The 17,304-nt window shown below is 29.5% G+C and carries 17 protein-coding genes; 4 read left to right on the top strand and 13 right to left on the bottom strand.

Annotated elements, in window-relative coordinates; all coding sequences use genetic code 11:
• Positions 1-2: 2 nt before the first annotated feature.
• From NH341_RS09435 to NH341_RS09375, 13 genes are all read right to left on the bottom strand, one after another.
• Complete coding sequence (locus tag NH341_RS09435; protein WP_167713837.1) at positions 3-1,205, bottom strand: multidrug effflux MFS transporter; 1,203 nt, start codon at positions 1,203-1,205, stop codon at positions 3-5.
• Between the two features lie 549 nt (positions 1,206-1,754).
• On the bottom strand, positions 1,755-2,687 hold the full coding sequence (locus NH341_RS09430; protein ID WP_239179672.1) for an AraC family transcriptional regulator: 933 nt from the start codon (positions 2,685-2,687) through the stop codon (positions 1,755-1,757).
• 39 nt (positions 2,688-2,726) lie between these two features.
• Positions 2,727-3,839: an MBL fold metallo-hydrolase gene (locus NH341_RS09425; protein WP_073184181.1), complete on the bottom strand. Its 1,113-nt coding sequence runs from the start codon at positions 3,837-3,839 to the stop codon at positions 2,727-2,729.
• A 29-nt stretch (positions 3,840-3,868) separates the two neighbouring features.
• On the bottom strand, positions 3,869-4,234 hold the full coding sequence (locus tag NH341_RS09420; protein ID WP_159491053.1) for a hypothetical protein: 366 nt from the start codon (positions 4,232-4,234) through the stop codon (positions 3,869-3,871).
• A gap of 64 nt (positions 4,235-4,298) precedes the next feature.
• Positions 4,299-5,240 (bottom strand): alpha/beta hydrolase, encoded by a 942-nt coding sequence (locus tag NH341_RS09415; protein WP_159491055.1) that lies wholly within the window; start codon positions 5,238-5,240, stop codon positions 4,299-4,301.
• Positions 5,241-5,923: 683 nt separating this feature from the next.
• Positions 5,924-7,024 (bottom strand): slipin family protein, encoded by a 1,101-nt coding sequence (locus NH341_RS09410; protein WP_253056602.1) that lies wholly within the window; start codon positions 7,022-7,024, stop codon positions 5,924-5,926.
• A 798-nt stretch (positions 7,025-7,822) separates the two neighbouring features.
• Positions 7,823-8,338, bottom strand: coding sequence for a hypothetical protein (locus tag NH341_RS09405; protein WP_253056600.1), 516 nt, complete (start codon positions 8,336-8,338; stop codon positions 7,823-7,825).
• Between the two features lies 1 nt (position 8,339).
• Positions 8,340-9,032 (bottom strand): peptide chain release factor H, encoded by a 693-nt coding sequence (gene prfH, locus NH341_RS09400; RefSeq protein WP_253056598.1) that lies wholly within the window; start codon positions 9,030-9,032, stop codon positions 8,340-8,342.
• 100 nt (positions 9,033-9,132) lie between these two features.
• Positions 9,133-10,524 (bottom strand): RtcB family protein, encoded by a 1,392-nt coding sequence (locus tag NH341_RS09395; protein ID WP_253056596.1) that lies wholly within the window; start codon positions 10,522-10,524, stop codon positions 9,133-9,135.
• Between the two features lie 709 nt (positions 10,525-11,233).
• Positions 11,234-11,530 carry a S26 family signal peptidase gene (locus tag NH341_RS09390; protein ID WP_231128412.1) on the bottom strand — a complete coding sequence of 99 codons (297 nt, stop codon included), beginning with the start codon at positions 11,528-11,530 and terminating at the stop codon, positions 11,234-11,236.
• A 145-nt stretch (positions 11,531-11,675) separates the two neighbouring features.
• Positions 11,676-11,960, bottom strand: coding sequence for a hypothetical protein (locus NH341_RS09385; RefSeq protein ID WP_253056594.1), 285 nt, complete (start codon positions 11,958-11,960; stop codon positions 11,676-11,678).
• 71 nt (positions 11,961-12,031) lie between these two features.
• Positions 12,032-12,322, bottom strand: coding sequence for a hypothetical protein (locus tag NH341_RS09380; RefSeq protein ID WP_253056592.1), 291 nt, complete (start codon positions 12,320-12,322; stop codon positions 12,032-12,034).
• Between the two features lie 28 nt (positions 12,323-12,350).
• Positions 12,351-12,806, bottom strand: a complete 456-nt coding sequence (locus NH341_RS09375) for an HAD family acid phosphatase (protein WP_196781625.1) — start codon at positions 12,804-12,806, stop codon at positions 12,351-12,353.
• A 151-nt stretch (positions 12,807-12,957) separates the two neighbouring features.
• Between NH341_RS09375 and NH341_RS09370 the strand changes: the two genes are divergently transcribed.
• The 4 genes from NH341_RS09370 (at position 12,958) to NH341_RS09355 (ending at position 17,264) form a co-directional block, all read left to right on the top strand.
• On the top strand, positions 12,958-13,977 hold the full coding sequence (locus NH341_RS09370; RefSeq protein ID WP_253056590.1) for a YafY family protein: 1,020 nt from the start codon (positions 12,958-12,960) through the stop codon (positions 13,975-13,977).
• Between the two features lie 381 nt (positions 13,978-14,358).
• Complete coding sequence (locus NH341_RS09365) at positions 14,359-15,378, top strand: AraC family transcriptional regulator (RefSeq protein ID WP_239179688.1); 1,020 nt, start codon at positions 14,359-14,361, stop codon at positions 15,376-15,378.
• Between the two features lie 126 nt (positions 15,379-15,504).
• Positions 15,505-16,290 (top strand): SDR family oxidoreductase, encoded by a 786-nt coding sequence (locus tag NH341_RS09360; protein ID WP_159617113.1) that lies wholly within the window; start codon positions 15,505-15,507, stop codon positions 16,288-16,290.
• 2 nt (positions 16,291-16,292) lie between these two features.
• Positions 16,293-17,264, top strand: a complete 972-nt coding sequence (locus tag NH341_RS09355) for an NAD-dependent epimerase/dehydratase family protein (RefSeq protein WP_239179690.1) — start codon at positions 16,293-16,295, stop codon at positions 17,262-17,264.
• Positions 17,265-17,304 lie beyond the last annotated feature (40 nt).

Here is a 17,304-nt window from a genome sequence, read left to right as displayed (position 1 = left end):
TACTATTCGTTTACTGGTTTTAATTTGGTGAAGTTTAAAAGGAGTAAAGATAACGCACCACATATAAAAAAACCTATAAAAAGTGGGAGAGTAGTGGTTTCAACATATTTTCCTATAAATGTAGCAATTGGTACTGCCATAATGGTAGATACAAATCCGTTAATTGCAGCTCCAATTCCAGCAATATGTCCAACAGGTTGCATTGCTAATGCTCGAAGATTTCCAAATAAAAATCCGATAGAGAAAAACTGTAGTGCAAAGAAGATTAATAATACTACAATACTTGGATTTTCCTTTTGATAAAATAATGTTATATAAATAATGGGAACAATTGAAAACATAATTAAAAAGAATGAAACGAGTTTATGCATTCCAAACTTCATAACAAATGAACCATTTAAAAAGGTAGCAAAACCAACAGAAATGGCTAAACCAGCAAAAATATATGGAAATTCGTCTACCAATAAATATTGCTCTTGAAAAATTTGCTGTGAAGCACTTAAATATACCATAAATGACCCTGTAATAAAACCAGATATAAGTGTAAAAATTACAGCTTGTTTATATTTTATAAATTCTTTAGAACCATCTAAAAATAAACGAAATGCAAACTTAATTCTGTTTTCTTCTTGAAGAGTTTCTGGTTGGCGCTTCCATAACCAAAACATTACTAAAACACCAAATATTAGTTGACTATAAAATATAGATTTCCATCCGTAAGCATCCAACATTAACTTACCAATAGCAGGAGCTACAACAGGAACTAAAATAAAAATCACCACAATAAACGACATAATTTTAGCCATGTAGTTTCCACTAAAACTATCTCTAACCATGGCAATACTAATTGTTCTAGGAGCAGAGAGTCCTATTCCTTGTAAGACTCTTCCTAAAACCATCATTTCTATGTTTGTAGCACTAACACAAATAAAGCTTGCAATAACAAAAAGTATAAAACCACCATAAATAACAGGCTTTCTTCCTAAACTATCAGAAATTGGCCCAGAAATTAATTGCCCAAAGCCTAGTCCTAAAAAAATCATTGTTACTAATAATTGACTATCGTGTGATCCTTGTTGAACTCGAATACTAATACCTATTTGTTCTAAAGCTGGGAGTAATGCATCTATTGATAAAGCTACTAATGACATTAGAGAAGCCATTAAAGCAATGAATTCTAATTTCGATTGATTATTTTTTTGCATTATGCAAAAATACTGCCTTTATTTTAGTTAGAAGTATGGATAAAAGTTAAAAAAAGGCTGCTTTTTTAACAGCCTTAAACAAACAATACTATAAACTATATATGTCTAATAAAAAAGACGCTGCCAAGAATAAAATGTAGTGAAACAAAAAAATGTAATAAAGTGAAGGGGCTTTTTATTCAGAACAGCGTCATATACTATATACATCTTACAATTTATGAAACAGTTATAATTAAAATAACCCTACTTTTTTGTTAAAAAAATATTATAGATATTATTAATAATTAAATAAAGAGTAAACAAGGGTGAATTATATTTACCCTTGTTTATAAAAAACTAAGCCACAACATCGAAAGATACTTATACAGCTTCAGACTTATAATAAAAATCTACATGACTAAATTCATCAAATGCTAATGTTATGTTATTATTGGTAAATTTTGCTATAAATTGGGTAGAGCAAGGGGTAGTAGATGCATTTGTACTATATTATATTACTAAACTTGGTTGTACAATTTTATCTGCATATGCCTTTCCAATAATTAAAATCTAATTCAAAGAAGAATACTTTTTTATATATTCTTTTGGGCTCATTCCTACCTTTTTTTTAAAAACTCTAGTGAAATATTGAGGATATTCAAACCCCAGTTTATATGCCGTTTCAGATATTGAAAAATTTGGATTCAACAATAAACTTTTAGCTTCATCAACTAAAAATAAATTGATTTGGTCTACAGCTGTCTTTCCTGTCTCAGCTTTTATAGTGTCACTCATATAACGATGACTTACATTTAATTGTGTAGCCATCCAATCTAAAGTAGGGATTCCCTCTTCAGCAAATAAGTTTTGTTCAAAATAGGTGTTTAATATATCTTTAAATTTGGTAATTAAAATCTTGTTATCATCAGTTCTATTTAAAAACTGTCTTTTGTAAAATCTATCAGCATACTTTAATAAAGTTTCTAATTGAGAAATAATGATTTCTTTGCTAAACTCATCATGATTATTATAATATTCGGCTTTAATACTCTTGAAAATATTTTTTACTATCTCTTCTTCTTTAGGTGATAGATGAAGTGCTTCGTTTACATTGTAATTAAAGAAATTATAGGTCTTGATTTTTTCATAAATATCAAGGCTTTGTATATAATTTTTATGAAATGCTATATGATAACTCTCTGAACTAAACACCAAATCTTTAAATATTAAAGTTTGGTTTGGCGCTGTAAACAACATTGTTCCTTTAGTACAATCATATTTAGTACGTCCATAAGAGAGTTCCCCTGAAATAATGTTCTTTAGGCTGATACCATAAAACTGGCAATTTATTTCTACAGGTTCGTCAAAAGCATAAGCTTCACAACTCTCATATTCATCTTCTTCTAATTCAGTATGGATAATACTAAATAAAGGATTTTCAGGCATTTTTAAACTAAAATGGTCGTGGAATTCTGTTATGGAATTGAAGTTAAGACTTGACATTTTCATGATTTCTGTACTTTGTAAATCTACGATTTATTATTAATATTCATTCCACCAGCTGGAATCACTGTTTTCGATATTATTTATGGTAAATGTTTGGCCAATTCTTGGTGCTACCAAAGGTATGTTTAGTTCATTTGCTTTTTTAGTAACACGTTCAATTGGGTCTGTCCAAGAGTGTAATGCCAGTTTAAAACCTGCCCAATGAATTGGCATTATTTTTTTTGCTTGTAAATCTACGCCTGCTTGCGCAGTTTGCTCTGGAAGCATATGTATGTCTTGCCATTGCTCATCGTACTGTCCGCATTCTAGCATTGCAAAATCGAATGGTCCATATTTGTTGCCGATTTCTGTAAAGTGTTCACCATAACCACTATCTCCACTAAAAAAGATGTTATCAGTTGGTGTTTTGATTATCCATGAACTCCATAAAGTACTCTGATGATTATTCATTTTTCTACCAGAGAAATGTTGAGATGGTGTACAGATAAACTGCAAACCTTTATATGTTGTTTCTCCCCACCAATCAAGTTCCGTAATTTTTTCTTCGGAAATTCCCCAAGCTTTTAAATGCACTCCAACGGCTAGTGGAACAAAATAGTGTTCTACTTTTGATTTTAGCTTTTCAATACTTTCATAATCTAAATGATCGTAATGGTCGTGGGAAATGACTACAGCATCTATTTTAGGTAATTTCTCAATTTCTAGAGGTATCTCTTTATTAAAACGATTTTCACCTAAAAAGTTCATTGGTGCAGCTACTTTACCAAACATTGGGTCAATTAGAATGTTTTTTCCTTGTGTTTGCATTAAGAAAGCCGAATGCCCATACCAAATGAAGCGTGTGTCACCTTTATAATCAGCAACATTTATCGAATCTATTTTTTGAACGTGTAAGTCTTGCTTTGGTCTTCCGTTTTTAACTTTGGTAGTAAAGAATTTCCAAGATAATTTTACCATATCATTAAACCCTAAATTTTGCGGAACGTTTGCATCCTTATTACGGAATTTGCCATTTTCGTATTGTTTAGAACTAGTATAAGATTGGTAATCTTTTTTTGTGACGTCGCCACCGAAAGAAGGATAAAATTTGACAATCAAAACGTAAGCAACTATCAAAATACCAATAAGTGATAAGAGGGTAATCAACATTTTTTTTATAATTTTTTGTATACTATTTTTCATAGACTTTTGGGAATAAGCTCTAAAGTAGACGCTTCATGTTTTTTTGTGTCAAATGTCAATCGCATTACTGGATAAATCAATCCTAATAATTTTAGATATGCTTTATTTACTTTAGGGTTTATTTCTTCTAAATCCGTGGGAATAACACCATCAATATCTACAACTGTGTTACCAGTTTTCATAGCACCTTCAGGATGCTCTAAAAAAGCATGATACCAGCTTCGTTTTCCGAACTTATACTGACGTACAAAAAAACGTCCTTCAATTGCGACGATAGTGATATCAATAAAACGATGATTACCACATTTAATTTGATGTACTTTCTGTCCTTTCACTAGTGTTTCTAGTTCTTGTATTTTCATATTGAAAAGCTTAAGACGTTATTAATCGATTAGGAGTTTAATACTTGTAAAAATTCTATCTAAATTATTTATTAAAAAATTCTGCTACAGCATCTGTTGATGCTTTTACAGCTTCAGGCTTATAATAAAAATCTACATGAGTAAACTCATCAAATGCTAATGTTGTGTTATCATTAGTAAGTTTTGCTATAAATTGGGTAGAGCAGGGGGCAGTAGATGCATTGGTACTATATATTACTAAACTTGGTTGTACAATTTTATCTGCATAAGCCTCTCCAATAGAAATTAAAGACTGCATGGCTTGGTCTGCAATATGTATGTTTGAAGCATTTTTAACAGTTCCAGGGCCTTTTTCACCGTTTTTTCCATAGTAATTATACGTTTCTTCTGCCATTACTGGGTAAGTGGCAGTAGTAACAAACTCTTCTTTAGTCATTTCATCATCTAATCCAAATGGAGCATAATAATCAGGTTCTCCAGTTTCGTACTGTTTTTGCATAGAGTCATTAGCAGCTGCAATCATAGGATCTGTAACTTCTCTACCTAACCATTGAAAACCATCTGCTGCCATCATACCAGAAACCATTGCTATTTTCTTAATTCTATGGTCTGTAACTGCTGCTGATGCAATGATAGAACCACCCTGACAAACACCTAGTCCTTCAATCTCTTCTATAAAAGGAAGTGTACCGAGATAAGATACTGCATCCCAAGTATTTTCTATTAATCTAAACATGTATCTAGATTTTTTATATTCTCCTGGTAATGCTGGAGAATCTCCCATTCCTAAATAATCAAATCCCAAAAAAACAAACCCTCTTTTTGCCATTTCTGGTCCATAGGTTGCCATAATCTGTCCTTTAACTTGTGGAAACGGACTAGCACTTACTATGGCTTTGTACTTCTTGTTTGAATCAAATCCTTTAGGTAGGTAAAGATCTCCTGCTAATTCTACTCCAAATGACGTGAATGTCACACTATTTTTTCCTGCTTTTAAATTGTTCATCGTTTTTATTTTTTAGTCGATATTGTGTTATCTGTTATACTTTTTTGCTCTAGATTCTGCTTATAGCAACTGTACAGCTATAGAATTAATTACAATGCAAATTTATAGCCGTATTATCCTACAATACTTATACATTTTGGTATCAGACTTACACATTTTGGTTAAAACAATTTATTGCAAGAAGAAATTTCTCAAGGTATTAATGGTTAAATAATTTAATTTCTATTTTACATAATATTAATTATAATACATTTTGAATTATGTAAATAGAATGACGAAGTGTTTTTTATTTAATTGTAGATATGTTTTATAGTATCTACAAATTTGTTACAGTCATTTTACGACACTGTAATTTTATTCATATCCACATGTAGATAACCTGTAACAATCTTTTTTATAAGTGTTTAATATTCGTTGAAGTTTCTGAAACATATAAACATTCCGTTTGTCTGAAATATGTAAAATTAAGAAAATATTTGTTACGACTATAAACTTGTTGAAATCCACAGCTTATTTGTCTAAACTTTTTGAATTATATTTTTAAATATTATGTTAAATATAATTCTTATATCTTCGTCTAAAAACTATTTAAAAGTAAAAGAATTTAGAAGTTAGGTTTTAGATATAAACAAATTATATGTTTTTTATACCTAACTTCTAAAATTCTAATTTTGTCAATGTAATTATTTATTAGCTACAAATATTTCTTTTAACTGTTTAATTACATTTCCGTTTCCAGTTACTGTAATTTCTCCAATTTTATCAGCTATTTTTTCTACATACTCCATTTCTTTTAACTTAAACAACATTTCGTTGTCTTCCATTAATTTAGCAGTATTTAATAAGCTTCTTGTTGAGGCTGTTTCTTCTCTTCTGGTAATAATATTAGCTTGGGCTTTCTTTTGTGCTACTAATACCTGATTCATGATTTCTTTCATTTCTCCTGGTAAAATAACATCTCTAATTCCGCAACCTTGAATTACTACACCTAATTTTTCAGCATTCGATTTGGTTTCTTCAAAAACAGCTGTAGAAACATCTTCTTTATTTGCTAATAATTCATCTAATGTGTAGTGCCCTACATATTTTCTTAATGCCAATTGCATGTTTACATACAATTGTTTTTCATAGTCTTTGTTAGCCAATAACGCTTTTTCAATAGCAATTACTTTGTATTGCGTATAAAAGTTAACTCTAACATTTGCTTTGTCTTTAGTTAACAATTCCTGACCTGCAATTTCTAATTGTAATTGCCTGGTGTCTACTTTCGCTATTTTAATAGTTGTTTCATTTTTCCAAAACCTATACGTCCCTCCTACCAATGTTTTTTGATAGGTATCATTCACTAACAACACAGCTTTTTCATAGACAGCAACTTCAAAAGTTCTAACATATTTGCTTACTTCATAATTACTAAATAAAGATGCATCAACTTTTTCAGTAATCTCAATCTTGCTTATATCTATTCTTTGAAAGGTTCTAGTAATAAATCCTTTCCAGAAAGCGTGTCTTCCTGCATTTAAAACTCTTTTAAAGTTGTTGTTTTCATACATAAAAACTAACTCGTTGTCTTGTACTTCAACAACTTCTAACATTGCTGCTAAAGTTGCGTCTTGCAACAATACCTCTAAAGCTACTGATGTATCAAAATCTTTTGTTAAATCATATACTGCCACTGTTTGATTAAATCCTAACCAATGTGTCCCCCCTTTAATTACCTTTATGTAATCTCCTTTTTTAAATACTAATCCTACTTTTCCTTGATTAATTGTTATTCTTTTCATAATCTTTTTGTTTTTAATTGTTTATACGTTGTTTTCTCACCATGGAGAAATTTGTTTGTTTTTGTAAAAAGTACTGAATGTTAATGCTTATAAGCCCACGGAAATAATAAGATTGCATAGCTTTTGTATTGTTGTTTACTACATGGGTTATACTAATTGATACTATAACTGACATACTAAAACTCAATACATTGTTTATGTAATGGTTATTATTTCAAAGTACGTTTATAAGTGTTTATTTAAAAACTCATTAAACATTCAACACTTTTGGTTCATCAGTTTTACAAGGTGATGAGCTTCCTGATGACTTTTCTCAAGTCGTGAAGTCGGACTCGAACCGACATGCCGTTAGGCTTACCATAATTACTAGAACCGAAATCTAGCGCGTCTACCATTCCGCCATATCCTTTCGGATAGTGGGATTCGAACCCACACGAATTTTCTCTATTGCTTTAACCGGACTTAGCTACATAACTTTCGTTATGGCAGGATTCGAACCTGCGTACATAGAGTGCGATTATTTTTTGGTGAATAATCAAAACCTTCAAGACTAGTTGCATATACAATTCTAATACAAATACTGTAAGAGTGTATACAATGGTGCTATACAGAAACACGCAAAAAGACTTGCTTGATATTTTTATTTATAATATGTAAATGAACTTTTATAACTACCTCATTATACCCTTTGTTATAATGAGGCTTTTCATAGCAATTTTTATCTCACAGCAAACATCTTTTTCATAATTACACTGCAAATATTACACTGTATTGCGCAATGTTTTTGCGTACTAAAAATTATTTTTGATTTTTCTTAATTTTTTTCTTCTTTTTCTTAGGAAGTTTATCCTCTACACGTTCTATATGTTCTCTTACAGTTCGCATATAGTCACTATTATACGTGTGTTTCTTAGCAAGTTTTAAAGTTTGTAATGATTTTTTATACGCTTCTTTCTGTTCATATAATTGGGCTTTACCAGTATATAAAATAGCTTTATCGGAACCTTTTACGGTTAATACGAAATCAATGAATCGTTCAGCTTCTTCATAGTCTTCATTCCATAATAACACATTAATATAATGTGGATATATGTTAAAAGCATACATATTTTCTGCTAAAGCCTCTTTGTAATACAGTTTTGCTTTTTCAAAATCACCTAAGTGCTCAGCGTAAATGCGTCCCATTAAGCACAACGCGACTACATTTTTTTCTTCATACGCCAAAGCATATGTTAATGCCTCCATGGTTTCTTCTAATTCATATGGAAAAGCATCTAATGCTTTAAATATGTAATTGTTTGCTAATGTTTTCATCTTATTCTAATTGTTTACGCAAATCGCTTTTTAATTGATTACGCGTTGTTTTAAATCTTTTTTTGTTGTTTTTAACTTTAAAGTCAGTTCCTACAAATACTTTTACTGGATTTCCTCTTTCTAAATCTAAATGGTTCTCCCATTCTTGTTTTATGGTGTTTTGTAATTGATGCACATTATGATTTGCTATCAAGGTTTTTAAGCGTTGTATAGCTATCTTTTTATTTTGATGCTGTGAACGACTTTCTGAAACCAATACTTGAATTCCTGTTGTGCTATGTTTAGCTCTAACAGCCGAACTTACTTTGTTTACATGTTGTCCACCAGGTCCAGAACTTCTAATTGCCTGAAACTCGATGTCTTTTTCTTTTATGGTTAACTCATTATTATATTCTAATTCAAAACAACCTATAAACCAATTTTTACGTTTATGGTATTTTCTAAAGGTTGATTTTCCTATCCATTGAATAGTGCCCAACCAATCTTTTAAAAACAAAGACAGGTTATTTCCTTTGAGTTGAACACTTACTGATTGTATGGTGCCATTCTCTATTCCATTTTCTTTATGAAGAATGTCATACGTTATCTTATGTTCTACCACAGCTTTTATAAATGCTTTTAACACTTTTGCTACTACCCAGCAGCATTCCGAAGGTCCACGACCCGCTGTAAATTGTATTATTTTTATGTTCATTTTAATTTTCTATTCCTGTCATTAAGAGTGGAGCAAAGCAATCTGTCTATCGGTAAACAGATCGCTTCAGTTGTTATCTCTTTCAGAATGACGATTCTTTTTATTTATCCATTCGTACAATTTTCGGTGTAAAAGTCCCTAATACTTCAACTAACTCTTGTTGATTAGCCATTACTTTTTTGATATTTTTATACGCCATAGGTGCTTCATCTACTCCACCACCAATAAGCGTAACTTCATTCATTTTTAACTGATGTTTCATATCACTTTTAGTAAATTTTTCTTTACACTTCCTTCTTGAATGTTTTCTTCCTGCTCCGTGTGATGCCGATTGTAAACTCTCTTGGTTTCCTAAACCTCTAACAATGTATCCTGGTGCGGTCATAGACCCCGGAATTATACCCAATGCTCCTTTATTAGCGGGTGTTGCTCCTTTTCTATGTACAATACGCTCAATTCCGTTTACTTGTTCTTTCCACGCAAAATTGTGATGATTCTCAATCATTGCTAAAGGTTTTACACCTAGTATTTTCGCTATTCGTTTGTGAATATTATCATGACATGCTTTGGCATAATCACCTGCTAAATTCATTGCTAACCAATATTCTTGTCCGTCGTGCGTATCTAAATCTAACCATGCTAAATGTTGTACATTTTTAGGCAACGGACATTGTTTACTGGCTAAGTAGGTATAGTGTTTTGCAATGTTTGCTCCCAATCCACGTGATCCGCTATGCGTTAACAATCCCACATACTCTCCTACAGGCACATTAAATTCATTGTGTTCATCTGTTATAGTTACCATTCCGAACTCCACAAAGTGATTTCCACCTCCAGAAGTTCCTAATTGATTATATGCTTTTACTTTTAACCGTTTTAGTAAGGGGATGTCTTGGAACTCATTCCGTTCAAAAATTTCATGGTCTTGTTTTTTATCATGTGTTTCATACATTCCAAACTTGGTATGTTCCTTCAAGATATTTTCTAATTGATGTTGCTTTCCTTTTAAATAAGAAGCTTTCATCGGAAAAATACTCAATGCCATTCTACAGCCAATATCTACTCCTACCCCATACGGAATTACTGCATTTTCAGTAGCAAGCACGCCACCTATGGGTAATCCGTACCCTGAATGTGCATCAGGCATTAAAGCTCCTTGTACCGCAATTGGTAATTTTAAAGCATCGTACAACTGAAACTTAGCTTGCTCATCAATTTCATTTTCTCCATAAATAGAAAACGGAGCTCTTGTATTTCGTAATTCATGCATTTTAATTTCAACAGGCTTGGTTAAACCTTCAGCAACTTTACCCCAAATAGCATTTCCTTGATATTTTTCTGGATAAAGCAATACATTTTTTGCTTCTTCTAAAATGCGTTCTTTCTTTTCTTTTTTTCTATATCGGTTAATTTGCCCTAAGGCAATATTTATACTATTGTTTTTTGGAAAGCCTAATTTGATTAGATCTTTTCCTTTTAGTTTATTTCCCATGTTGAGACATTATAATGTTGGGCACCAATTTTCTAATTAGTGCTTTGTATCAATATTTTTCTCTTTGCTTCGGAAATTGAAAACTATGCGGAAATGTGTAGCATAAAAAAATCCGAAACGTTATTGAGGCTTCGGATTTTTCATATATAAGTTGTTGTTATTTCTATGTATGAAGAAAATCACGAAGCGTGTGTACAAAAGAACCTGGTTCTTTTACTGTACTTATGTTTAATTGATATTTGAACATGCTTACTTCGTTTTTAAAAATTATTATTTTGTTGTTGAGTATGTTTATACTTGAACTGCGCTCTGTATAAAAATTACTGGTGCAAAGATGTGAGCCTTTTTTGAATTACACAAGTTTAAAATGATTTTATTTTACTAAAAATCAAACACTTATACTAAAATAAAGATATAAGTATCCTATCCGAATTTCTTCAGACTAGTAACCTGTTGGTTGTAAGCTATGTAGCATTTTACATGTAACTTTCAAAGACTTGAAGTTTTTTATAAAAAAAAAGCGTCCAAATTATATAATTTGGACGCTTTTAGTGATTTTATACTACAATAACCTTATTGATAACTCCATAAAAATCGCTTTTGAGCGTCCGATATGTGTATTAATTGCATTAGCATAGGTTAAAATTTCGTTTAATTAATTTATAAAATATGGAGAACCTTCATTCTCTTTTTTTCTTTATTAAAATGCCTATGGCATTGGTAATATCTCTACTACTATTCCATATACATTCTTAGTCCACCCGTTTATTCTTCCATGATTGTTTCCTATTTGCAAACCTCTTTTATTGTTTTTTCCTTTTACAAGGTGCGTAAAACAGTTTCCACGAACTTTGCAATACACAATATCGCCAACCTTACAATTTTCCCAGTTTATTGGTTTTAGTTTTACAGGTTGTTTAGATTTTAAAATAGGCAACATAGAGTTACCTGGCTCTTTTGAAATAATGGTTTCTCCATTATTTAATTTTTGAATTTTCCAATTCATTAGTATCATATTTTATAAATTATGTAAAACACTATTGCCTTACATATCTCATAAAATTACCAAGCCATTTCAATGAACTGCTGCAAATATGATATTTTTAGTTGATTTTACCTATTAGATTGATTTTAAATTAAGTATTACTAGTTTAACCTACTCCTAAAGCTTGTTTAAATAAATCGATACTCTTTCTTATTAAACTTTTGTTTTCATCTAGTTTTACTTCTTTTATAACATTATTTTGTTTTAATACCTTATCATCACTTTTTACTTCTATTTCGCAATTTAAAAATCCATACCAATCTTCATTTTCTTTGAATGAATTAAATTTTGAAATGACTTTTTCTGAAAATAATTTTGCTCTATCTATTACCTGCTCATTTGTTAATGAATAATAATAGAAACCATCCCCTAAAATATTGTCATTTAACATATAAAATTCAAATAATATATCATATTGATATTCAGTTTGTGAATTTAAACCTGATAATGAATTAATTGCACTTAAAACAACCTGTTTTTATTAGACCTTGATAGTGTCAAACATAAAGAATACACTTCTAAACTTAATAGTTCTTTCTCAGAGCTGTTATCTTTTATAAGGTTTAATAACCTTCTTCTATAATCATTAGATTTATAATTAATATTTATAAAGTCAAATAGTAAATCTTTACTATTGAATTCGTTATTTTCTACCAGTTTGTATAAAAAGCTTTCAAAAACTTCTATGTCAATTTTATCTACCAAAAGCTGATATGCCTTTTGTTTTAACTTTTGAGTTATTTTTCTTTCCATTATTTTTTAATTAATTGTTCTTGATTTTTTAAAAATCACCATAAAACACTTGTAAACAAGGAAGTTTTAATTCCTTTCTCCATAAATCAACAACTTGATTTCTATCATCTAAAACAAATTCAATAAAGTACTTATGCTCTATTTTTCTTTTAAATAGTTCTTCTTTAATAATAGCATCTTTTCTATTATCTCTTGATTTACGCATCCATAAATTATCATAAGCTATTTCATGTTTTTTTAACCAAGATGCTGTTTCTAATTGATATTTAGCTTCTCTACCTGATAAAAGAAGTATTTTATATCCTAATTGTTGGTAATTCTTTACTAAATTAACGATAGGCACATTAGGTAAATCTTGTTCACATCTACTACCATCAAAAGGACTTCTGTTATGTATTAAAGATAAAGTTCCGTCTAAATCACAAATAATAGCTTTTGGTAAAGCTTCATCTTGATTTCTATATTCATTTTTTAGTTTTTTCATTTTTCTGTATTTTAAATATTTTTTATGTTCATGGCAACTTCCCCACTTAAACGATCTCTTTTTCTTAATCACACTGCAAATATTTAGCTGTATTACGCAATCTTTTTGCGTACTAAAAAAGAATTTATCATTTTTACTAAAAAATTATAAAATGGCTTCTAACAAAAATGCACTAATTCGATATAAAACAATTGATCAATGCCTCCGAAACACCATGCGTACTTGGACTTTGAATGATTTAATTGATGCTTGTTCGGATGCTTTGTATGAATACGAAGGAAAAGATATTTATGTAAGTAAAAGAACGATTCAGTTAGATATTCAAATGATGCGTAGTGATAAATTAGGGTATAATGCTCCAATTGAAGTCTATCAACGAAAATATTACCGTTATGCTGAAGAGGGGTATTCCATTATGAATATTCCTGTGACTGAAAACGATGTAAAGGTGATGAATGATGCCATTCAAGTATTACGTCAGTTTAAAGACTTTTCTTTATTCAAAGAAATGGACGGAGTGCTACAACGTTTAGAAGATTCGGTATATTCTTCTCAAAAACACAATAGAGCTATTATTCATTTAGATAAAAACGAACAGCTAAAAGGCTTGTCATTTATAGATCCTTTATACAATGCCATACAGCAAAAAAAAGTATTAAAAGTAAATTATCAGTCGTTTAAAGCAGAAAAAGCCAGTACAATAACCTTGCACCCACAATTATTAAAGGAGTTTAATAATAGATGGTTTTTATTAGCACTCGTAAAGGGTAAAGAAACAACCTTAGCTTTGGATCGTATAAATTCTGTAATGGAAGTTGAAAACACAACATATATAGATAAAGCAATTAATGGTGATGTTTATTATAAAGATGTTGTTGGTGTCACAGTTTCAAATACGAGACCACAACGTATTGCTTTTTGGGTAGATAAAGCAAATACTCCTTATGTACTCACGAAACCTTTTCATAAATCTCAACGATTGATAAAATATACAGATGACGGGGCTATCTTTAATATTTTAGTTATTCCTAATTATGAATTAGAGCGTTTAATTTTGGGCTTTGGTGATAGTATAGAAGTGTTAAAACCTGAAAAACTTAGAAAAAAAATGATTCAGAAACTAGAAAACTCTCTAAACAGATACGCTATTAAAAAGCAGACACAACTGTAGCTTTATTCTTTAGTACAAAAAAGTGAACTTTTAATCCGAATATATTATTTAGTGTTTTTAATTATCAGAAGGACAACTATTTGGCAAATGGCAGCACCAATTGGTAATAGGATCTGTATTAAATTTAGATTTGGTAAATACATATATTGCCGCAGAGAAAAACTTAACAATTTTATTCCCTTTTCCTGAGGAATTATTACCAACTAAAAAAGTCTAAGTAATACTACGGTTAATTAATAAAAAACTTAAGTGTTAGACCCTATTAAATTAGAGATAAGAACTTATATTTGTGAAAAACAAAATTAATTGCTTATCTATTTTATTCAAATACTTGTTTTTTCTTCATTAATACTACTTTCTTTTATCATGCTTTCAAACCCATTGAGAGTAAATAAAAAAGCTAATATTTGGTTTGGGATAACTTTATTTTTATGGTCTAGTTTTTGGTTAGAAGAAATTGTTTTGCTAACAAAGGCAGAACCTTTTGGTCTTTTTCTAAACTTAGTAATTTCATTTATACAATTTTTCACCCCTATACTACTATATATCAGTGTTTTGTTTTTTTCTAATCCTAATTATAGTTTTACGTTTAAAGACAGCACGGTATTTATTATACCAATAGTTTATTTAATTGCAATTATTTATGATTACATCTCGATTATTAATTATCAGTTTTTATTAGTAACATTAATACTTGTTAATGCGATTATATTTACTACAAAATCGTTTTTAAGACTTCGTATTCATCAGCGAAAAATAACTTTGTTTTCATCTAATACTGATGAAATTAATTTGAAATGGTTAGAAAATATTATTCTTGTAATTATGGTTCTAGTTTTAATTATAAGTGTTTTTAACCTTGTTTATATTGGACTACCCTTAAACCTATACCTAAACATTATTACGTTAGGTGTTGTCTTGTTTATGACTTACAACTCCTTAAAACAAAAAGAAATTTTTCCGACTAACCAAAAACACCGTGAAGATATTATTGCTATTGAGAATGATGATGATGAAATTGATACTAATAAACGAAAAATTATTAAAGACAAAGAGCTTGTTATATTAAAAGCTAAATTAAATGCTTTGATGAAAACTAAACATTTGTATTTAGATAACAACATTAATTTGGCTTCTTTAGCGGAAGAAATGCAAATAACATCGCACCAATTATCATATGTTATTAATAATGGATTTAATCAAAATTTCTATCAGTTTATCAATAGTTATCGTATAGAAAAAGCTAAAAAATTATTAATGGATAAATCTTCTGAAAAACTATCTATATTAGGTATTGCATTTGAGTCTGGTTTTAGTTCTAAAACTGCTTTTAATACTACATTTAAAAAGCTTACAAATCAAACACCTTCGGAATTTAAAAAACAAAGTTCTAGTTTATAATACAGAACAATACGAGTATTTAAATCATTGATTGACAATAGTTTGAATTCTTGTTCTCATTTATAAACAAGGGCATTTTAAATCATCTCTTGTTCTAATTTTGTTTACATATTTAAAAAAAGACAAATGAAAGAATATACAGATAATACGTTTGCAGTTATTACAGGAGCAAGTCAAGGGTTAGGAAAAGCTTTTGCATTAGAATTGGCCAAAAGAAAACACAATCTCATTTTAATTAGTCTTCCTAAACAAAATTTAAATAAACTGGCTAACCTAATTGAAACATACTACAATGTTAAAGTAGCCTATTATGAAACTGATTTTTCTTCAGATGCTAACCTTAAATCATTAACTAGTTATTTAAAGGAAAAATACGCTATTAATATTCTAATTAATAATGCTGGTACTGGTGGAACAAAAAAAATAGAAGACGTTTCTCTTAATTATATTAATAATATAATTCAAGTCAATATAAAAGCAATAACAATACTTACACATCAATTACTTCCTAATTTAAAAGAGCAAAAAAAATCATATATTTTAAATGTATCAAGCATTGCTGCTTTTTCCCCTCTAGGTTATAAAACAGTTTATCCTGCTTCAAAAGCTTTTGTTCACTCATTTTCATTAGGTCTTTCAGAAGAGCTAAAAAACACTAATATTTCTGTTAGTGTTATAAACCCTGGAGCTATGAAAACAAATCCAGAAATTACTGCAAGAATAAAAAAACAAGGCTTTTTAGGTAAATTAACCTTGTTAGATCCAAAAAAGGTTGCTAAGTATTCAATAAAAAAAATGTTTAAACGAAAAGCTTTTATAGTTATAAACCCAATGAGTTGGTTTATTTCTATTCTTTTACCTAATTGGATAAAAATACCTATGATGACAAGTATAATAAAAAGAGAAGCTTAAAAATGAAACGAATTTTTATTACAGGAGTTAATGGTTTATTAGGTACTAATTTATGTCATGAACTTTTACAACAAGGTTATTTTGTTATTGGTCTTACCAGAAAAAAACAAAACTATAAAGGAAAAGAACATAAACACTTAAAATTAATTGAAGGTGATTTATTTATAGACTTTACTTCTTTATTAAATAATGTAGATGTAGTAATACATGCTGCTGCTACAACTAGTCAAAATTTATTGAGGTATTCTGATTATAAGAAAATAAACTGTAATACTACTATACAACTATACAATGCTGCTATAATATGTAATGTTAAACGTTTTATTTTTGTTAGTACTGCCAATACTTTAGGGTATGGCTCTTTTCAAAAACCGGGAGCTGAAAATAATAAAATGAGTAAACTTTTTAAACAATCATATTATGCGAAAAGTAAATTTGAAGCTGAGAAGTACTTGTTAAAAAATAACCATAAGATAAAAACAGCTATCGTAAATCCTACTTTTATGTTAGGAGCTTACGATACTAAACCTAGTTCGGGGAAAATAATATACATGGGATGGAAAAAGAAAGTAATATTTTATCCTCCAGGAGGAAAAAACTTTGTACATGTAAAAGATGTTGCTAATGGCATTATAAAAGTACTAACTACAAATTCTTTTGGAGAGAAGTATTTACTAGCAAACGAGAACCTTAGTTATAAAGATTTTTTTAATAAACTTAACAAAGTAACTAATCAATTACCTTTGATGGTTCAAATCCCTAAGTTTATACTTATTATGATAGGTTATTTTGGAGATGTTCTCCGAAGTATGGGTATAAAAACTTCTTTAAGTTTAACGAATATGCGTACTTTATGTATAAACAACTTTTTTTCTAATACTAAGTCAGTAAGAGATTTAAAGATTGAATATCTACCCATTAATAAGGCTATAGATGATGCTATTCTCTATTTTTCCAAAATCAAAAACAATTAACAAAAAAGGCTTTAGTTTATAAACTAAAGCCTTTTTCTTA

The organism is Tenacibaculum sp. XPcli2-G, from assembly GCF_024124505.1.
GTDB classification, from domain to species: Bacteria; Bacteroidota; Bacteroidia; order Flavobacteriales; family Flavobacteriaceae; genus Polaribacter; species Polaribacter mesophilus.
The sequence above is the reverse complement of the archived record's forward strand: the minus strand, read 5'-3'. Positions and strand labels throughout refer to the sequence as shown.